Raw genomic sequence first — 19,563 nt, 5'->3', positions numbered from 1 at the left:
TATGGTCGATATGCTGTCGTTCTGGAAATACACCGCCTGGATTCCAGTCTCACTGATCCTATATTCTGCCATTCTGGCCCATACCAAAGAACCAATAGCCCGCGAATACCTCATTCCGCGCGTACTGCAGGCCTTGTTTGGGATTTGTATTGCCATTACGATGTATCTGGGCACGCGGAAAATGCATTATGCCATCGAACTCAAGCGTGAAAATGCGGCCCTGCTGACACAGATGGAAATGTTCGCCGACTATACGCGGATGCTTCAGTCCGCTCAGCGGCGCATGTCCATATACCGCCATGACACACGGCATCAGCTGCGCCTTCTGTCCAAATTAATCCAAGAAAAAGACGATACAGCTTCACTGGCCTTACTGAAAACGCTCACGCAGGAACTGGCTCAGACCCGTCCCTATCACTGGGGAGAAAACACCTGTATCCGGAAGACACTGCTTCCGCTCATCGAGAAAGCCCGGGAAGACGGTATCCCCGTCATGGCAGACCTCTCGCTGGCGCCGCATCTTCCTTTTGAACAGGAACTGGCTCAGGCGGCCGCCCGTCTGGTAAACGCCGCGATTGCCGTCAGCCGCTCTCAGGATAAAAGCAAGCAGTCTATCACAATCATTGCCCGTCAGACAGAAACGACAATCATGCTTCTCATCGGCAACCGTCAGACCGGCCCGGTATTGATGGATGCTGAAGGGCATCCACAAAACGGCCCATATGCCGAAGTGATACCGGCCCTGCATCAGTTTATAATAAATCATCAGGGAGTCGGCCGGTATACCTGCAAGAAGGGATGGGTTATCGCCAACGTGCGTATTCCCTGTAAGGGAGGTGCGGCCGTATGATATGGATACTCATTACTACCTGTCTGCTCACCCTGTCCATTGTACCGCCGGCCTATCTGCAGTATGCTTCTTTTGCCCCCTTGCTATCCATAACGCAAAAAAAATGGGTGTGTGCCGGATACGCTGTCTGTTTCATGGCAGAAACACTGGTCCTGATCTATCTCTTTCTCGGCGGGCAGTGGTCCCACTCTATTTTCATGTTCAAAAAGCTGTATTCCCTTTTATGGATTCCCTATTTTATCTGGGCCGTCATCATCATCCGTCCCTATTTTTTCCGGCATATCTACGTATTTGCCCTGCGCACCATATTCATGCTGATGCTCCATACCTTCATCTATTACGTATTCTATGTATTCATTCATCTGGGCATCTTACCTGTCAGCGAAAGCTCCCTGCTCTACCCACTCGAACTGTTTGTTTACACCATCAGTTATATACTCTGTCTGCCTTTCCTGATCCGGTATTTCAATGAAATATTCCGCAATGACCATGCGCTGAGCACACGGGTTTACTGGAAATATATCTGTGTCCTTCCCTGCCTGCTCCTGGCAGAATCTCTGTTTTTTGTCACCCAGTCTATCCCCAATGTAATCTATTTCGAAATGCTGGTGCCACGAATCATCATTTCCTGCGCTACCCTGCTCGTCGCCCTGAGCGTACGGGCCGGCATCAATCAGGCTGATGCCATTTATTTGACGCACGAACGCAATGACGCCCTGGCCGCTCAGATCCAGTCCAATCAGAATTACGCCCAGTCGCTGAATGAATCACAGACATTGATGGAACAGTTTTACGAAAAAAGACGGGAATATTTACAGAAATTGACAACCCTCATATCGGATCACGACTATGATAAAGCCCTGGCCCTGATTGAACACATAGGTCTGAAGCTCAATCAGACCAAACGGCAGCAGTATTGTAAAAACGCGGTCGTCAATGCCGCCCTTACGACTTATCTCAGTGCGGCCATACACAAAGGTATCGCCGTCACGGCCCAGGCCGATATCCCGGACTGCAGTCCGGCCTTCAGCACGGACCTGTCCATGGTCTTTTCCAATCTCATTGAAAACGCTGTCCATGCCAGTGAAAAACAGGCAGAAGGCAGGCGCGTCCTGACGCTTCTCGTCGTTCGTCAGGAAGATATGCTGAACATTCTCATAAAGAACCGCTTCGATGGCACGGTCATATTTAACGAAGACGGGCTGCCAACGACCGATGCCCCGGGCCACGGCATCGGCATGAAATCCTTGGCCCGCTTCCGGGACGAATACCATGCCAATGTCATCTGTACCTGCGAAAAGGGCTGGTTCAGCACCTACATCCGGCTGGCACTGCCAGACACATAACATCTTCTAAGAAACAACAAACAGGCTGTCGCAATGTAAGCTACAAAAGCTATTTTGCGATAGTCTGTTTTAGTTTGCCAAAGGGGCGTCCCTTTGGCAGATACATCATGCTGCAGATGGAGAAATCTCATGTATGACCCATCGCTTATTGACAATATCTCACCAAATAACAAGACTGCCGCATCCTGAATTTCATTCAGGATGCGGCAGTTTGTCATGCCTTTTGCTTCCGCCTCTGACGATGCAGGGATTCAGCGTTTGTTATGCCTTGTTCTGGGCAGCCATAGCTTTCAGTTCTGGTTTAAATTCTTCTACCAGTTTCGCTTCTGCTTTGGCGCCTTTCTGCAGGGCTTTGTAAATGATTTCTGCCATTTCATAGCGGGTCATCGTGCGTTCGCCATGATACTTGCCATCTTCATACCCCTGGATGATGCCGTTGCCAGCCAGGCGGGATACGGCTTCATATGCCCAGTGGTTTTCCGGTACATCGGGGAATTCCTTGGACAGGTTCGGATTGAGGACGGACAGGAGGGCATCCATCTGATGCTGCAGGGTATTGACCTGGGATTCGAGATTCTTGACGTATTTTGCGCTTTCCGCCATCTGTTTATTCCGTGCTTTGTTGCCGCCGCGGCCGATGCGGACCGCTACGCCGCCGCCGATCATATTGTCATCCGAGCCGACTGTACCGGACAGGTTGACCATGACGTCTTCATTGGGTCGATAGAAGAGGCCCAGAGCCGTAGCCGTTTCGTTCTTGTAATTACCAACGGCTGCTGCGACATTGAACTTGGAATCGGCGTCAAATTCGAGAGGATGGAGGTTGGCCATAGCTGCTGCGTTAGCACCAACTTCGTTGATGCGGCTGTCCATCTTGCTGACGCGGCGGTTGGTTTCATAGAGCTGTGATCCATTGACCGCATCCAGGCTGTTGGCCGAAAGTTCTCCCGCTGCCACGTTGGTGATCTTCTGATTATTGGCGTTGATGCCATTATCATCAATATAGGTCTTGTCGCCAACTTTGTACGAAGAAGCTGTCATGCTGCCCGATACGCTGGCATTGCCGCCTACGCTGAGGTCTTTGGCAACGGTGACCGTATCCTGGAAGTTTGCGGCTCCGGTTACATCGAGGGTGCCATCAATAGTCGCGTTGTTGGTCACATGCAGGTCTTTCGTAGTAGTCGTGCCACCGACCGTGAGGTCTTTCATGACTTCAGCATAATCCATAGTCGCTTTGCCCGTTTCGAGGGTATTGCCGGAAATGGTCGTCTTCGTAATCGAACCGTCGCCGATTGCCGTGTTGTGGTCCGTATTTTCGAAAGTCGTGCCATCCGTCGTCGTAGTCACGGTGCTCTTGCCTACCGTATCTTTGATGCTGGTAGTTGCCGTGTTTTCAATTTCTGCCGCACTGTTGGACAGTTTTTCTTCCGCCTTGTTCACCAAGTTCTTGGCATCGTTGGTAATCGTTCCCTGTTTTGCCGTATTGGTGATATCCGCGCTTCCCTGACTTACGCTGGTGCTGGAAGTTCCATCGCTTGTGCTGACAGTCGTATTGACAAATCCATTGTCGGCATCTTTCAGGATATCAATGATGCTGCCGCTGACCAGTTTTTCCGTCGAAGTCGTTGCCGTCTTAACAGAAGCATTGTACTGGCTATCGCTGGCTTTGATCAGCTGTTCCGATTTGTCCACGGTGTTGTTGGTGTTGTTGGACTTGGTCCCGTCGGTGATGGAGGAGGCAAGGCTCTTTGCATCCTGGTTCACAACGGTGGTATTGGTGCCGTCCGTTACGGAGGAAGCTATCTGATCTGCTTTCTGCAAGTCGTTGGATGTATTGGTTCCGTCGGTAATGTTGGTATTGGTCTGACCGGCAATGGTGTCGATAGTAGTCTTGTTGCTACCATCAATCAGCTGGGATTTTTCTTCGGCTGCACCGCGGAGATAGGAAGCGGTCTTGCCATCGGCCTGGCTCATTTCTTCCGTAGTCTGATAAGACAGCTGGGTAGAAGTATTGGAACCGGCATCGTTCGTCACTTTCTGTACGATGGAGCTGGTAGCATCGGTTTCTACATCGATAGCTTTGTTGGTAATCTTGTTCTTCGCTTCGTTGGTGATATTTTCTGCTGTCAAGCTGCTGTCACCAGTTACGGTCGTGGTCTGGTTTCCGCCTACCGTGGTGCTCAGGTTGGCTTTATAGTCTTCCGTCACATCGCCGGTCACAGTAGTAGACTGTTTTCCAGTGATAGTATTGGTCTGGTCACCAGTGATATTATTGATTTGATTGCCATTGACTGTGTGCTTTTCTTCACCGGTAATGGTGGTTTCCAGTCCGCCATTGTAGTTTTCCGTAGCTTTTCCAGTTACGGTTTCAGTCAAAGTACCGCCCACCGTATTAGTCTGGTTGCCTGCTACATAATGGGTTTCGTTACCGCCCACCTTGGTATCCAGGTCGGACTTGTAGTCTTCTGTGACTTTGCCGGTGACGGTGGTCTTCATTTCGCCGCCGACAGTCGTGGTCAGGTCTTTGCCAACCGTGTTGGTCATGTTTTCCGTAGCGTTGTTGATGATATCCTTGGCATCATTGGCGATCGTACCGTTCTTAGCCGTGTTGGTGATATCTTTTGCCGTCTGGGTGACGCCAGTGCTGTTGGTGCCATCCGTTACGGCGCTGCTGATGAACGGGTTGGCTGCATCGTCGAGGTTCTTGATGACGTCGATGATGCTGCTGCCGCTTACCAGGGCATCTTCCATCTTAGTAGCTGTCTTAGACGTAGCACTGTACTGGGTATCGCTGGCTTTGATCAGCTGTTCCGATTTATCCACGGTGTTGTTGGTATTGTTGGACTTGGTCCCGTCGGTGATGGAGGAGGCAAGGCTCTTTGCATCCTGGTTCACAACAGTGGTATTGGTGCCGTCCGTTACGGAGGAAGCGATCTGATCTGCTTTCTGCAAGTCGTTGGATGTATTGGTTCCGTCCGTAATGTTGGTATTGGTCTGGCCGGCAACCGTGTCGATGGTGGTCTTCTTGTCACCATCAATCAGCTGGGATTTTTCTTCGGCTGCACCGCGGAGATAGGAAGCGGTCTTGCCATCGGCCTGGCTCATTTCTTCCTTGGTCTGATAGGACAGCTGGGTGGAAGTATTGGAACCGGCATCGTTCGTCACTTTCTGTACGATGGAGCTGGTAGCATCGGTTTCTACATCGATAGCCTTGTTGGTAATCTTGTTCTTCGCTTCGTTAGTGATGTTTTCTGCCGTCAGGCTGCTGTCACCAGTTACCGTCGTGGTCTGGTTTCCGCCTACCGTAGTGCTCAGGTTAGCTTTGTAGTCTTCCGTCACATCACCAGTTACCGTTTCCGTCAAGGTTCCTTTCACGGTATTGCTCTGGTTGCCATTGACCGTAGTGCTCTGGCTGCCATAAGTTTCTGTCACAGCTCCTTTGACGCTTTCCGTCTTGCTGCCACTGATGGTATTGGTCTGGTCTCCTGCTACCACATTAGACTGATTTCCGCCTACATTGGTGCTCTGGTCACCGTCAACCGTAGTTGCCTGGCTGCCGTATTTTTCCGTGACACTACCTTTGACCGTTTCCGTCTTGCTTCCACTTACCGTATTCTGCTGATTGCCAGCTACGATATTGGTCTGGTTTCCGCCTACAGAAGTTCTCTGGTCTGTCTTAACGTTGGTAACCTGGGCTTTGAAGTTTTCTGTTTCCGTTCCTTTTACACTGACCGTACGGTCTCCGGACACGGTATTGGTCTGATTACCTGCCACATAATGGGTTTCATTTCCGCCCACCTTGGTATCCAGGTCGGATTTGTAATCTTCCGTAACCTTTCCAGTAACAGTGGTCTTCATTTCGCCACCCACGGTGGTCGTCAGGTCTTTGCCAACGGTGTTAGTCATGTTTTCCGTAGCATGGTTGACCAAATCTTTTGCCTCATTGGTGATGGTTCCATTAGAAGCTGTATTGGTAATATCCGTCGTAGTCTGGGTGGAAGAAGTCGTGTTGGTTCCATCGGTGACTTCACTGGAGATGTTATCTACCTTCTGATCTACCTTGGAGAATACCGTATCAGACGAATTAATCTGATTCAGGATTTCATCGACACGCTGTTGGAACGTCGAGGTCTTACCTTCCTTATCTTGGAGGACACTACTGGATTCCGTTGCACTCTGAGTTGCTGTATTGGTGTTACTATCTTTATCCTTCAGTGTGCTCTGTGACTGAGTAGATGTCTGTGTAGACAGGTTGCTGTTCTTTTCAGAATCGATAACCTTGGACGTTACATCGTTGCCTTCTACAGTCAAAGTACTCTTGTTCCAGTTACCATCTGCATCGGTAGATTTCGCCCAGGTGGAAGTCCCATTTTCATCATAATCGATGGCGCTTTCTTTTTCACTGCCATCTTTGGTGCTGGTGGCTTTCTTGTAGCCCGTGATTTCACCGGCTGCCACTTTCGTGCTGGCCGTTACGTTGTTGTCCCCTACAATGCCGTTCTTGGTCAGGTCGATTTCATCCACATTCAGCTTGCCGTTGACCGTCAGGTCGCCGCCGATGGTGGCATCACCGCTGGTGGTAATGGTTTCAGCGCTCAGGTTCTTCACACCAGTGAGGTTGCCATTTTGCATGGTTGCCGTGCCATCAGAGATGCTCTTACCCTGGATAGCACCGCCGGCGGTCAGGTCACCGGTAATGGTGGCACTGCCTGCTGTGAGAGCGCCCTGGATGGAAGCGCTGGCCCCTGTAATGGCACCGCCTGCGTGAATGTCACCCAATGCGGAGATGTTGCCCGTGGAAGTTACGGTGCCGCCGGTAATGGTACCGCTGGTGTTGATGTTGCCATTGGTGATGGTAGCAATCCCATCGGTCAGGGTCTTGCCGGTTACCGTTCCGTTGCTCATGGAAGCACCCTTACCGTCGGTTACGGTTTCGCCGGTGATGGTTGCCCTAGAAGTGACATTTCCATTTTCATCTACGGTGAAAGCCCCGTTGGCCCCTTTGATCTTGCCGTCAGCGCTCATCGCTGCCTTGGCTTCGCTGTAGGTATCGCCACCGGTGTAGACACCGTCTTTATCCACCACCGTGCTGTTGGTGCCAACCTTGATTCCATTTTCGTTCAGGGTGATCTGGTTGTCCTTGCCCTTGTTCAGGATCATTTCGTTGGCATCGGTCTTGGAGGTGGTCACGTTGCCCTGGGCGTCAATGGTAGTGGTGTTCTTTTGCAGAACATTGTCATTGCTCAGGCTCAGTCCGCTGTTGACGGCTTCCACCAGTTTGGTATCTGCTGCCACACGGGCCGAAGTTTCTGCCGTAATCTTATCATCCAGTACCGTATCGGCTGCTTTACGTTCTGCGGCTTCGTTGTCGATATTAGTCTGCAGGGTCGCATCGGCTGCTTCACGGGCCGCTGCTTCATTGGCATCAGCCTGATTCAGGGCAGTGAATCCATCTGCCATATTCTTATTGATGGTATTGAACCCATCCACCATATTCTGGTTGACCTGCTGGATAACTTTGTCCTGGGCTGCATCGGCACCAATCCGGGCAGCCGTTTCTTTTGCTAATGCCGCATCGAGATTGGCTACGTTTTCGCCGATGGTGTTGGCGGCTTTCACGACAGCGCCATCCTGTACGGCAGCATCGGCCTTGCTCACATAATTGTCGGAAGTCTGTTTTTCCAGATATTCCTTCACATTAGTGATGCGTTCGTTCAGAGCCGTATCGCCAGCTTCACGGGCCGTTGCTTCGGCAGTGATAGCATCAGCATTAGATTTAACCTGGGTATCGAGAGCGGAAAGGTTAGCCCCTACACTATTGGTTTGGACCACATAGTTTCCGGTCTTCGTTGTATCATCGTAAACAGCTTCCGCTTCTACTTTCCCTGCTACCGATACATCACCACTAGAGGTGATATCACCAGTGGAAATACTTCCAGATGTCAATTGCCCACGGATCTTCAGATCTTTGACGGTCTGATTTTCTTTGGTCCCTACAATCAGATTGCCATCCTTGGAAACATGCAGGGCCGTGCTGGTCTTATCCGTTGTAAACTGATCCGCATTGGCTTTGACCTGTGTATCCAGTGCAACAATATTTTCACCTACCGTATTGCCGGCCGTTACATAATTACCGCTCGTAAGGGTATTATCCACGACGCCCTGCATGCCTACGACTTTATTTTTAGCAGTAATATTGGTCTGGGAAACGATTTCCTTAGCACCTACCGTCGCCTGAGACGAAATATTTCCTGTTGCCGCAATGGTTCCTTGAGAAATAATGCTATTCGTGCCAATCAGGTCTTTCCCTTTTATGGTACCAGTAGCCGTAACCGTCTGACCAGCAATGGTTCCTACGGCTGTAATATTTCCCCGGCTATTAACACTTCCTGCATTCACAGCACCACCGACACTCAGCGTTCCCGAAATGCTAGCTGATTTTGCAGAAACCGGACCAGCAACCTTCAATCCCGTTACATCCGTCGTCGTTGTGGTTTTTGTAGCGCTGTCATATGTTTCTTTCTGTAATGTATTGTCCGAAGAAAGAGTCAGTTTATCCGTTCCCAAGTTATCGATGACGCTCTGATGCTGGGCTAATTCAGTTTCGACGCTCTGCATAGCGGTTTTCAAATCTCCGATATCTCTTGCATTATTGGTAGCTTTCATCACAGTACCCCTGATATTATCAGCATCTTTTTGAGTTCCTGTGATAACACTAGTACCATTAATCGTCGCAGAATTTATAGCCGCATAGCTAAATCCTCCGACCGGGAGGAGCATGAGGGCTGTGATGGCGGCCAGGGCCAGGCGTTTGGCTTTATCTCCTGTGCTGGCGGCTTTGGTGCGGCCTTTGGCTAATTCCGAGGCTACGACGTAGCAATTTCTTGATTTACTCCAGATGACTTTAAATATTTTATTCATGTTTTCGCTCCCTTTCTGTATAAAAATTCATCTATAACCCTAAATTTGCGTACAAAAATAAGACCTCACAAAAAATCTGTTTTTTCAGAATTTTTATGCTTCTTTTTTAAAAATAAACTTGAAATATTCTTCCTGGAATTGGCGGTATTTCCGTTTTGCCAGCGGAATCTGATATCCCTGGATTTCGATATAATCGCTTTTGATGACGTGAATGGCCGCCTGATTTACGATATACCCTTTGCCCGGTGAAATAAACTGGCCGGGAGAAATGGAATCCAATGTCGCAAGCAGCTGTGCCAGGGCCTGGCGCGTCTCCAGAACCGCCCCATCGTGGGTATATACCTTCTGGATATGGCCTTTACTTTCTACAAACAGGATATCGTTGATTTCTTCCACTTGTATGCCGCCCCCGACAAGACGGAAAATGATTTTTTTGCTATGCCGCTGCCGGATGCTTTCCATGACCCGGTTCATAGCCTGATCAAACTGTTTTTGTGTAAACGGTTTGACGAGGTAATGCGCGGCCTGGACACCGAAGGCATCGACTGCAAACTCATCGCTCGTCGAAAGAAAGATGATTTCCGCCCGGCTTTTCTGGTTTCGCATTTCTGTTGCGACATCGGTTCCCAGCATACCAGGCATACAGATATCGAGCAGTACAATATCAAAATTCATTTCTTCTTCAAAGGCATCCAGAAACAGCATGGCATTATCATACCGGGAAATTTTGATTTCATACGTGCTGTCTGCAAAATAAGTACGCACGGCTTTTTCCATGATATCCAGCTGTTCCGGTATATCGTCACAAAGGGCAATCCTCAGCATAGTATACCTCCTTTCGATATATGATATGAGCATCCGTCATTTCTCATTGCACTTGCATTATATCATGTACTTTTCCTTCGAAAGGCCTTCGTGTCATTAAAAGTGCATTTTTTGTCACAAGTGGGATTTTCTCATATTCACTCAAGTAAATTTACCGTTTCTTTTCATTTCTTCCGTCCTGATATGGGCAGAAGATAAATCTCAACGTTCTTCCCTTTTGATAATGTTAGTATATAACAAAACATGTTCTGCCGATAGTATACTTTTGTATATATTTAAGGGATGCAGGACGGGAGAATCACAAAAAACGGAACCAACTGGCGCATTTTTGTCAGGCCGGTTCATGCCAGGAAATTTCCGGTTCTCTTCCAGACTCCCCCATATATAGTATATGATGCAGAACTTTTTCTAATCTTTCTGCCAGAAATAGAGCAGCCATCTGCTATCTGACAGCCAGACCGTTGGAGACATACTATGTCAGAAACTTGTCCTGACCGTAATACAAAGTGATTACTAGTTGACAGTTCAACATTTGCAGCAGAAAAGAAAAACTTCGACATCCGGCGGTAAACAGGGAACAAAACCGGCCTGCGGCCCCAGGTTCCCAGGAAGCCAGTTCGTTTCACGATAAAACTATCAAAAAGTTGGTTGCTTTCATAAAAATTTATTGACAATCCCTGTATTTACAACTATAATGAATGTCATCAATAGAACACAGGGCGATGAAGCCCGGCTGTGCACACACCGTAGCGTGCTATAGCCGGGCTTTTCTGTTTTTCTATTGGTAATTATTTATTCGTACTGCAATAGAATAAGAGCAGGCAGGTCATTTCGAGGGGAAGTAACAGGCTTGTCTGTATGAGGGGACAAAGAGGTCCTGCCAGCATCAACCTCCACGTGCTGTGCAGGACCTCTTTCTTTTACAGTCAACCAGAGGGGTGACAGGTATGAAAAAATTTTGGTGTTTGTTTTCCTGGTTCCTGCTCATAGCGCCTACTGCACTGGCTGCTGACGGGAGCGGAACCATCGATACTGGGGATACGGCCTGGGTGCTGATTTCCGCAGCCCTGGTATTCATCATGACACCGGGCCTTGGCTTTTTCTATGGCGGTATGGTCCGCAGTAAAAATGTACTGACGACGATTATGCAGAGCTTCTTCATCGTCGCCATGATTTCTGTTGAATGGATTATTCTGGGATATGCCATGACATTTGGTACCGACATTCACGGCTTTATCGGAAGCCTGGACAAAATCGGGCTGGCCGGTGTGGGCATGCAGTGCCTTTCCGGCGGTACGATTCCCGAACTGGCCTTTGTCGCATTCCAGTGCATGTTCGCCGTCATTACACCGGCTCTGATTACCGGGGCCTTTGCCGAACGGGTCAAATTCCGTGCTTTCTGCATTTTTATCCTTTTATGGGCTATCTTCATTTACAACCCCATGGCTCATTGGGTCTGGGGCGGCGGTTTCCTGGCCCAGCTCGGCGCACTTGATTTTGCCGGTGGCCTCGTCATCCACATTCTTTCTGGTGTATCGGGGCTCACACTCTGCCTGCTCGTCGGCAAGCGCCGCGGGCTTGGCAAATATCCTATTATTCCGCACAATATGCCCATGGTCGTCCTGGGCGCAACACTCTTATGGTTTGGCTGGTTTGGCTTTAATGCCGGCAGTGCTCTCGGTGCCAACGCACTGGCAGCCAACGCCTTTATCTGTTCCCAGGCCGCAGCGGCTGCTGCCACCGTTTCCTGGGTCCTCATCGAATGGTTCATCAATGGCAAACCGACCGTCCTGGGAGCCGCATCGGGCTGCATCGCCGGTCTCGTAGCCATTACGCCGGCTGCCGGCTTCGTCGCCCCCCTTCCGGCTCTCTATATCGGTGCCATCAGCGGCATCATCTGCTATCTGGCCGTTGCCGTCTGCAAGAACCGTCTGGGCTATGACGACGCTCTCGACGCCTTTGGCATCCACGGTATCGGCGGTACGTGGGGTTCCATCGCAACTGGCCTCTGGGCTACAGTTGAAGTCAACCCCGACGGTGCCAACGGCCTTTTCTACGGCGATGCCCATCTTTTGATGGCACAGATCATTTCGACAGTCGTTGCGTACGCGCTGGCTATTATCGGATCCATTATACTCTATAAAATCATCAGCCTCTTCACGAATTTCCGCGTCGACGCCGATGAAGAAGTGGTCGGACTCGATATCAACGAACACGGCGAACGCGGCTATACGCAGCAGACATTATAATATGGACAGCAACGGCCAGTGTCACACCCTTACCCAAGCACTGGTCTTTGCCGCATCAGCTGCGGGATTGGCATGACGATCCCAAGACGTGTTACATGTATCTCCTTAACAAACAATCCCGCAGCTGATGCTATAATAGATATATATCCCAATGCAGGAGTGATTATATATGAGAAAAATTACAAAAATAGACATCGTGACCCGTCCGAGCAAACTGGATGAACTCAAAGCCGCCCTGAACGCTATCGGCGTCATGGGCATTACCGTCAGCCAGGTCTATGGCTGTGGTACACAGAAAGGCCATATCGAAGTGTATCGGGGCAAGGAATACCAGGTAAACCTCCTCCCTCATATTAAAGTAGAAACGGTTGTCTGCGAAGTCCCTGTCGATGATGTCATCGAAACGGCCATGCGCATCTGCCAGACGGGAGAACCGGGCGATGGCAAAATCTTCGTGTTCAACGTCGAAGATGCCGTCCGTATCCGTACGGGAGACCGCGGAGCCGAAGCCATTATGGATGAAAAAGAACCTCCTACAACGTAATTCCTGATACGACGAATAGGCCGCTCCACGAAGCGAAATGCTTCATGGGGCGGCCTCTTTTTCCGTATGGAATCCTATGGGAGTTTTCTTATCCGTCTACCGATTCCAGTGCTTTTTTGATTTTGGATGCCACACCGGTCATTTTATAGGCCGGGATGGAGCAGACACCGAGGCGGATGCCCCGTGCCAGAGGAGCAGCAAAAATGAGGTCTTCCTGAAGTTTTGCACAGGCCTGAGCCGATTTCAGCGTCGGGACAGAAATGAAAAATCCCGCCTTATAGGGAACAAAATCGAGATTGCAGGCCCGGGCTTCTTCCATGAAAATATCTGCACGGCGGCGGATATTCTGGAAATAGTTATTTTCTTCTGTTTCCAGTTCTTTCAGCAGTGCCGGGTCTCTGCGTACAATAGATAACAGGGTCATGGCCGCCCGGTTGATATTGGACCAGGCCGTACGGGCCGAATATTTCCCCACTTCCTGAAATTCATCGATGACATCCTTGCTGGAAGACAGGCCTACGAGAGCGCCTGCCCGCTGGCCGTAGAGGGTAAATCCTTTAGACATGCTGTAGGCAAACATGACGAAGATGTGTTCCGGCAGATGGCTGAACTGCTTCATGAACGTACGGACTTTGTTCTTATCCCCCGTATAGGCGATATATGCGATATCGACGAGGATACTGATGCGTTTTCCATTCTTTTCGTGGAACCGGCACACATCGAGCACTTCTTCCCAGTCCCGGTCCGACAGGGCAAATCCTGTCGGGTTATTGGCCGGCGTGTTGAGCATGATGAGCAGAGAGTCCTGCTGGCGCAGAATGGCTGCTACAGCCGAAGAAAAAGAATCAATATTGAAGGAATGGCTGTCATCGAGCATAGCAAAAGTCGTAAGATGGCGGCCCACTTCATCACAGAGATTGTCGTAGACCGACCAGCGCCAGTCCGTCGTCAGAACCTGGTCACCTACTTCCGAATAGTTAGTAATGGCGATATGAACGGCCCCGGTACCACCGGCCGTCGCTATGGCAGCCGTATAGCCATCGGGCCGCTGGTCTTCAAAGGTCGCATCGATGACATCACTGCGGTAATCGGCCAGTCCGACCGGCGGCGCATAGGTAATAAAATCACTCATAGGCAGTGATTTATATACTTTTTCGACGACAGGAAGACAGGCTACTTTTTCATCGTCTCCAGCATAACAACCTACGGTAGCATTGACTACGTTTTTAATTCCGTATTTTTTTATTGCCTCTTTGGCTGCCGCGCTGGACGAAAATACGACATCATTTATTTTTTTCCCTTCCCGGCTGGCAGCCGCCATACATGTTGACATAACAGGACCCCCTCCAAAGCAAAAAAGCAATGATTCCTTTTTATTATACCACGCAATGCCCGGTTTACATATATTTTAATGCAATTCAATCTTTTTCTTTCTGTTCTTTTGGTTCTGTTACGGTGGCCTGTTTTATTCCTTTTATTCCCAGAAGGTCTGAAAGGAGTTCGCTCTGACTCAGTTCTTCTCCTACGTGTACCGTCAATTCCAGTTCGACATTTTCCTCTTCTTCTCCAGAAAGAGTGCGAAAGGAAAGAAGTGTCAGCTGATGGTGCTGCAGATACTCCGACAGGCGGCGGGACTGCCCCACCGTATTGCGCATCGTCAGGTGCAATACGTAGGAATGACGTCCCCGTTTCCGCATCATCTTATCCAGACGGACAAAGACGGTGAGGACGATAAATATGAGCACTGTCGCAGCCGCCGCTGTCACCAGATAGCCGGCACCGACGACCAGCCCGACGGCAGCCACACCCCAGATGCTGGCCGCCGTTGTCAGGCCCTTGACACTGTGTCCCTTCTGATTAGCCAGAATCGTGCCGGCTCCGAGAAACCCTACACCAGAAATGACCTGGGCTGCAATCCGTTCGGGATCCGAACGGGTATAGCCATAGACAGAATAGAAATCGAGGGCGATATTAATAGAAATAATCATGCACAGGCAGGCGCCGAGGCATACGAGGATATGAGTACGCAAACCGGCAGATTGGCTCCGGGCCTCCCGTTCATACCCGATCAGGCCACCCAGGATAATAGCCACGATGAGCCGTATGATGCTGTCACTGGTACTAATCATCATGGGCATCACTCCTATTCATCAAAAAAACAAAATCTTCACTTTTTCTTTATATTGGTTATAGTATAATATACGTCGGAAGGAAAATCTACGCCCAGCGTTTATACTGTATGTCTATATTCCTTATACACCATGTTTACAGAAAGGAGCCTTCCTGATGGGTAAACATATATTTTATCTCGATAATCTGCGCACGTTTGTCATTTTTCTGGGTATTCTCTGCCTGGCAGCCGGTTCATTCCTGCCGGCTCCGTTTATGCCACCTCATTACGTCTTTGCCGGCCAGCCGGGTACTATCACCCCTTTTTATTATCTCTTTTATGAATTTGTCATGACACTGGTCATTCCGGTCCTCTTTTTTATCAGCGGCTATTTTAGCGCGTCGAATCTGCGGATCCGCCTGTTCCAGCCATATTTCAAAGGACGCTGGCTGCGTCTGGGCTGGCCTTTGCTGTTTGCTATAATCATCATGATGCCGGAAATAGCCTGGATCAGCGCCCGCAGCACGGGATACAGCGCGGGATTTTTCACTTTCCTTACGCAACGCTTCCTGGGCCGGGGATTCACGTTGGGAATATACGGATTTCTGGCAGTGCTCCTGCTGTTCATCCTGCTGCTCATGGCAGCCAAAAAGCTCAATCATCAGGCCCTTCGCCATACGGAAATTTCGTCTCCATCCCCGCTCTTCCTCATTCTCTTCGTTGGCGTTCATCTCATTTTAGCCCTGGCCGTCTACTTCGGGCTGCTCGGCCTGTCACCGCAAAGTCTTTCCGCCGTCCAGGCATTTTTTGCCGGTCTGGGTTTTCAGCCGAGCTGGCTTATCACGGCGGCCTTATACTTTCTCCTCGGCATCTACGCAGCCAAACACCGCTGGTTCATCCAGGGAGGTTACGTCCCAGGAAATGTCTGGATTGCTGCGGCCATTGGCTTTTCTATTATATACAATGTATTTCCCTATTATCACGCCATCACCCTCGCCTTCCTGTCTCTTTCGGGGACACTCGGTCTGATTGCTGTCTTTGCCCGCTGGGGAGATCAGAGTTCGCAGACGCTGCTCACCTTGTCCCATATGGCCTACCCCGTCTGGTATCTGAGCGAACCGGTATTGGAAAACATCATGTACTTTCTCCTGCCTCTTACGATTGCCGCCCCGCTCAAACTGATACTGGCTCTGGGCCTGACCTTGTTCTACGGATATTTCGTCTACAAATATGCCTTATGCCATCTGGGCTGCTTTAAAACGCGCTGACGGGGATTTAAATAATTCCTTAATTTTTGCCGCCCTACTGGCACAAAGGCTCCTATCTATGCTATGATAGGATAAGTCAGTTATATACTTTCTTTTTTCACCTAAGGAGTTGGATGAATTCTATGGATACATTGCTGCAATTAATGGAAGTCTATGGATATGCAGCCATGTTCGTGGCCATGGTAGCCGAAAATGCCAATATTCCCGTTCCCAGCGAAGTCGTCCTCGGTTTTGCGGGATTTCTCATTTCACAACATATTTTCGATTTCTGGACGACCTTTATCATCGCCTGCGCAGCCGGCGTGACCGGCTCAATTCTGAGTTACTGGCTCGGTTCGTATGGCGGCCGTCCTCTGCTCTTGAAATACGGCAAATATATCTTCTTCAATGAAAAAAAGTTCAATATGGCCGAAAAGATGTTCAATAAGTACGGTGGTATTGCCGTCATCATCTGCCGCTGCCTGCCCGGCGTACGGACATTCATTTCCTTTCCGGCCGGCGTCGCCCGTTATCCCTTCGGCCGGTTCGTACTGTTTACGATTATCGGCACCATTCCCTGGACACTGCTGCTCGTCTGGGCCGGCTCCGTACTGGGCAGTCATTGGCGTGACCTGATCCAGTATAATCATCAGCTGCTCATCGGAATGGGCATCGTCTGCGCCGTCATTGCCGTCGTCGGTCTCTGGAAATACCGCCGCAGCCGCAACCGCCGCCAGACGGAATAATCTGTGCCATCTGCTGCCGCATACCTCATCGTGCGGCAGTTTTTTTCTGTCACATACGGCCCACTGGAAAGGAGTCTTACATGAAAGCCCGCAGTCTCTTACTCGCTATCGCCATTGTCAGCCTTTTATTTTTCCTTACAGGCAATGCGTCTCTGCCCATCACCGATCCGGTAGAATCAAATTACGCACTGACAGCAAAGGAAATGGTCTTGTCCGGCGATTGGATTTCTCCCCGGATTTTCGATACATTCTGGTATGATAAACCGATTTTCATCTATTGGATGCTCAGCCTGTCTTATACGCTGCTGGGATTCAGCGATTTTGCTTCCCGCCTGCCGGGAGCCGTGTTCGGCATGGGATCGGTCGTCCTGTTTTCCTGGTATCTGCTGCACCGTGGCACCCGGCGGGAACTGGCTGTCCTGGGAGCCGCCGTCATGGCCACCAGTCTGGAGGTCTGGGCCGTATCCCATTCTATCATTACTGATCAGATTCTCTTCTTCTTTACAGAAGCCACCCTGTTTTTTGCCTATATCGGCCTGACAGAAAATCGGAGCCCCTACATGACGGCCGCCTATGCCATGGCCGCCCTGGCCGTTCTTACCAAAGGCCCGGTCGGCATCGTCCTGCCCGGTACGTTTTTGCTGGTCTTTGCCGCCCTGCGCCGTGATGCATCACTGCTACGCCGGATTTTCCAGCCTCAGGGAATTGCCTTGTTTCTCCTACTCTGTCTGCCCTGGTACGGAATCATGTATCAGCTCCACGGAAACGATTTTATCGACGGATTCCTGGGACTGCACAATGTAGCCAGAGCCACCGCATCGGAACATCCGGAAGTCAACGTCTGGTATTATTATCTGGTGCTCGTCCCCGTCAGTCTGCTTCCCTGGACCGGGCCCGCACTTTACGGAGCATGGCATCGCCGTCATGATGGCGCCGAATATCAGTTCATGATGATCTGGGCACTGGGAACGATATTGTTCTATACTCTCGTTGCAACGAAATATCCTACCTACGCCTATATTGCCAATATTCCGCTTCTCCTGTTTGCCGTATTAGGTATCGGAGATTTATATGAAAAAAACAGGGCCCGGTTCTGGACGATTCTTACCGGGCCTGCCATCATCTGGTGGCTGCTCTTCGCCGCTGCTCCCTTATTATTCAAAAAGGCGGCCTTCGTTCCCGGAAGCTGGACCGGACTGTATCTATTCATCGCTCTTTCCATCATCCTTCTCCTGGCTGCCCAGAAGACCCATGCCTTCCCGGCACTGCCTGTCATGACAGCCATCGGTACGGCTGTCATCTATATTCTGGTCCTCTATCAGGGCCTGGTACCGTTCTATGATTATCGGTCGGCATCGGCATTTCGCCGTCAGGAAGAAGCCTTACAGGGGCAGCTCTACTTCTTTGAAGAGTACCGCACATCCTTTGCCTATTACACGGGCCGTACCGCTTTGTATACAGAGCCGGCCGGATACGATGAAAATGCCCGGCTGTACCGTTCTTCTGTCTGGGCTGGCAAACATCCCTTCCCGGAAGAAGACAGCCCGCGTCTCATGGCGCGCCTTTCGGCAGGGGAAAGGGTAACCATCCTCGTGCCACGGGGCCGTTATAGCGATTATGTCCAGTCAGAATTTTATCCTCTTACCAGAGAAGCCGGAAAGATAGGCGCTTGTTACCTGTTTTACACAAAGGAGGCTTTGCCATGACCATAGAAGATTTCATTCACTCTCTCCAGACATATACCAGCCCGGCTGTATGCAACCCCTGGCGGGACTATGACCGTACGTGCGATCTGGGACCACAGGCACCGGAAATCCGCCGTCACCAGCTGCAGGAGTATCTGGCCCAGCGTATTGGGCAGGCCCGTTACCTCTTTGTCGCCGAAGCCGCGGGATATCAGGGATGCCGGTTTACGGGCATTGCCATCACATGCGAACGGATGCTCCTCGGCGCCCACAAACAAGTGACCAGTGCCATGGTCCTAGGCCATGCAGGACAGCGCACGAGCCGTCCCGACTCTCCGTATATGACCAGCCGCCCCCAGAGAGATCACGGCATGAATGAACCGACAGATACGTACGTATGGGGTGCCATCCTGGACAACGGTCTCAATCCGCGGGACGTCCTGCTCTGGAATATTTTTCCCTTTCATCCCCACAAGGATTCGCCCTTTTCCAACCGCACACCGACGGATGAAGAATTATCGGCAGGCCTCGCGTACACCCGCCAGCTCCTCGCGCTCTGTCAACAGCCCCTGCGTATCGGTGCCATCGGCCGCAAGGCAGCAGAGACACTGCAAAGCGCCGGCATTGATGCCATTGCTACTCGTCATCCGGCCAACGGCGGAGCCGGCCTGTTCCGGAAACAATTTGCCGATCTGATTAAAACTGTATAAAACGAATTCTATTGCCTATCCTGATAAGACCGTATTGCCATGAACCCAAGGCTCATGGTGTGCGGTCTTTTTTTGCATATTCTATACAGGTACAGAAATCACCGGCATCATCGACGCTCTCATTTTATGATTATTTATCATAGTTAAAATGATTTTATTTTATCGCAAATTCAATAAAAGGTAAACTATTTTAGCTGTATGTCTTTATTTTTATCAATGTATACAATATTATTTTTGAATTTTTTATTGACATAACCACATTTCACCTTTATAATAAATTCCAATCTGTACAACGTTTATTGTATGCGTTATAAAAATACATCTGCGTTG

11 protein-coding genes and 1 pseudogene are annotated in these 19,563 nt (G+C 50.1%); 8 read left to right on the top strand and 4 right to left on the bottom strand.

Annotated elements, in window-relative coordinates; translation table 11 throughout:
* Both B4H10_RS07035 and B4H10_RS07030 read left to right on the top strand, forming a co-directional pair.
* Positions 1-850: pseudogene (locus tag B4H10_RS07035) on the top strand (hypothetical protein); the annotation flags it as partial.
* Complete coding sequence (locus tag B4H10_RS07030) at positions 847-2,196, top strand: sensor histidine kinase (protein ID WP_292018527.1); 1,350 nt, start codon at positions 847-849, stop codon at positions 2,194-2,196. The pseudogene B4H10_RS07035 and the gene B4H10_RS07030, both read left to right, overlap by 4 nt.
* A gap of 261 nt (positions 2,197-2,457) precedes the next feature.
* Here the strand turns inward: B4H10_RS07030 and B4H10_RS07025 are convergent, their stop codons facing one another.
* Complete coding sequence (locus B4H10_RS07025; RefSeq protein ID WP_292018526.1) at positions 2,458-9,117, bottom strand: bacteriophage T4 gp5 trimerisation domain-containing protein; 6,660 nt, start codon at positions 9,115-9,117, stop codon at positions 2,458-2,460.
* Between the two features lie 93 nt (positions 9,118-9,210).
* Complete coding sequence (locus B4H10_RS07020) at positions 9,211-9,942, bottom strand: LytR/AlgR family response regulator transcription factor (RefSeq protein ID WP_075581587.1); 732 nt, start codon at positions 9,940-9,942, stop codon at positions 9,211-9,213.
* Between the two features lie 947 nt (positions 9,943-10,889).
* Between B4H10_RS07020 and B4H10_RS07015 the strand changes: the two genes are divergently transcribed.
* Positions 10,890-12,191 carry an ammonium transporter gene (locus tag B4H10_RS07015; protein ID WP_113856370.1) on the top strand — a complete coding sequence of 434 codons (1,302 nt, stop codon included), beginning with the start codon at positions 10,890-10,892 and terminating at the stop codon, positions 12,189-12,191.
* 169 nt (positions 12,192-12,360) lie between these two features.
* Positions 12,361-12,735 (top strand): P-II family nitrogen regulator, encoded by a 375-nt coding sequence (locus tag B4H10_RS07010; RefSeq protein WP_059076561.1) that lies wholly within the window; start codon positions 12,361-12,363, stop codon positions 12,733-12,735.
* 88 nt (positions 12,736-12,823) lie between these two features.
* Here B4H10_RS07010 and B4H10_RS07005 read toward each other — a convergent pair whose 3' ends face one another.
* Both B4H10_RS07005 and B4H10_RS07000 read right to left on the bottom strand, forming a co-directional pair.
* Positions 12,824-14,068: a pyridoxal phosphate-dependent aminotransferase gene (locus tag B4H10_RS07005; protein ID WP_113856371.1), complete on the bottom strand. Its 1,245-nt coding sequence runs from the start codon at positions 14,066-14,068 to the stop codon at positions 12,824-12,826.
* An 85-nt stretch (positions 14,069-14,153) separates the two neighbouring features.
* Entirely contained in the window at positions 14,154-14,867 is a 714-nt protein-coding gene (locus B4H10_RS07000) for an MgtC/SapB family protein (RefSeq protein WP_292018525.1), read from the bottom strand.
* Positions 14,868-15,021: 154 nt separating this feature from the next.
* Here B4H10_RS07000 and B4H10_RS06995 point away from each other — a divergent pair, with 154 nt between their 5' ends.
* From B4H10_RS06995 to B4H10_RS06980, 4 genes are all read left to right on the top strand, one after another.
* Positions 15,022-16,113: an acyltransferase family protein gene (locus tag B4H10_RS06995; protein WP_292018524.1), complete on the top strand. Its 1,092-nt coding sequence runs from the start codon at positions 15,022-15,024 to the stop codon at positions 16,111-16,113.
* Between the two features lie 122 nt (positions 16,114-16,235).
* A complete protein-coding gene (locus tag B4H10_RS06990) occupies positions 16,236-16,838 on the top strand; it encodes a DedA family protein (RefSeq protein WP_075582452.1) in 603 nt (200 codons plus the stop codon).
* Positions 16,839-16,918: 80 nt separating this feature from the next.
* Entirely contained in the window at positions 16,919-18,544 is a 1,626-nt protein-coding gene (locus tag B4H10_RS06985; RefSeq protein ID WP_292018523.1) for an ArnT family glycosyltransferase, read from the top strand.
* Positions 18,541-19,233 carry a uracil-DNA glycosylase gene (locus B4H10_RS06980; RefSeq protein WP_170087127.1) on the top strand — a complete coding sequence of 231 codons (693 nt, stop codon included), beginning with the start codon at positions 18,541-18,543 and terminating at the stop codon, positions 19,231-19,233. The genes B4H10_RS06985 and B4H10_RS06980 overlap by 4 nt, the downstream gene beginning before the upstream one ends.
* Positions 19,234-19,563: the final 330 nt, after the last annotated feature.

Origin of the sequence: Megasphaera sp. UBA4382 (genome assembly GCF_002391155.1) — a bacterium.
Lineage (GTDB): Bacteria > Bacillota > Negativicutes > Veillonellales > Megasphaeraceae > Megasphaera > Megasphaera hexanoica.
The sequence above is the reverse complement of the archived record's forward strand: the minus strand, read 5'-3'. Positions and strand labels throughout refer to the sequence as shown.

Excerpts from the sequence above, each read along its gene's own strand:
- B4H10_RS07015 (WP_113856370.1), top strand. The coding sequence starts at position 10,890 with ATGAAAAAATTTTGGTGTTTGTTTTCCTGGTTCCTGCTCATAGCGCCT.
- B4H10_RS06980 (WP_170087127.1), top strand. The coding sequence starts at position 18,541 with ATGACCATAGAAGATTTCATTCACTCTCTCCAGACATATACCAGCCCG.
- B4H10_RS06995 (WP_292018524.1), top strand. The coding sequence starts at position 15,022 with ATGGGTAAACATATATTTTATCTCGATAATCTGCGCACGTTTGTCATT.
- B4H10_RS07000 (WP_292018525.1), bottom strand. The coding sequence starts at position 14,867 with ATGATGATTAGTACCAGTGACAGCATCATACGGCTCATCGTGGCTATT.
- B4H10_RS06985 (WP_292018523.1), top strand. The coding sequence starts at position 16,919 with ATGAAAGCCCGCAGTCTCTTACTCGCTATCGCCATTGTCAGCCTTTTA.
- B4H10_RS07025 (WP_292018526.1), bottom strand. The coding sequence starts at position 9,117 with ATGAATAAAATATTTAAAGTCATCTGGAGTAAATCAAGAAATTGCTAC.
- B4H10_RS07010 (WP_059076561.1), top strand. The coding sequence starts at position 12,361 with ATGAGAAAAATTACAAAAATAGACATCGTGACCCGTCCGAGCAAACTG.
- B4H10_RS07005 (WP_113856371.1), bottom strand. The coding sequence starts at position 14,068 with ATGTCAACATGTATGGCGGCTGCCAGCCGGGAAGGGAAAAAAATAAAT.
- B4H10_RS07030 (WP_292018527.1), top strand. The coding sequence starts at position 847 with ATGATATGGATACTCATTACTACCTGTCTGCTCACCCTGTCCATTGTA.
- B4H10_RS07020 (WP_075581587.1), bottom strand. The coding sequence starts at position 9,942 with ATGCTGAGGATTGCCCTTTGTGACGATATACCGGAACAGCTGGATATC.
- B4H10_RS06990 (WP_075582452.1), top strand. The coding sequence starts at position 16,236 with ATGGATACATTGCTGCAATTAATGGAAGTCTATGGATATGCAGCCATG.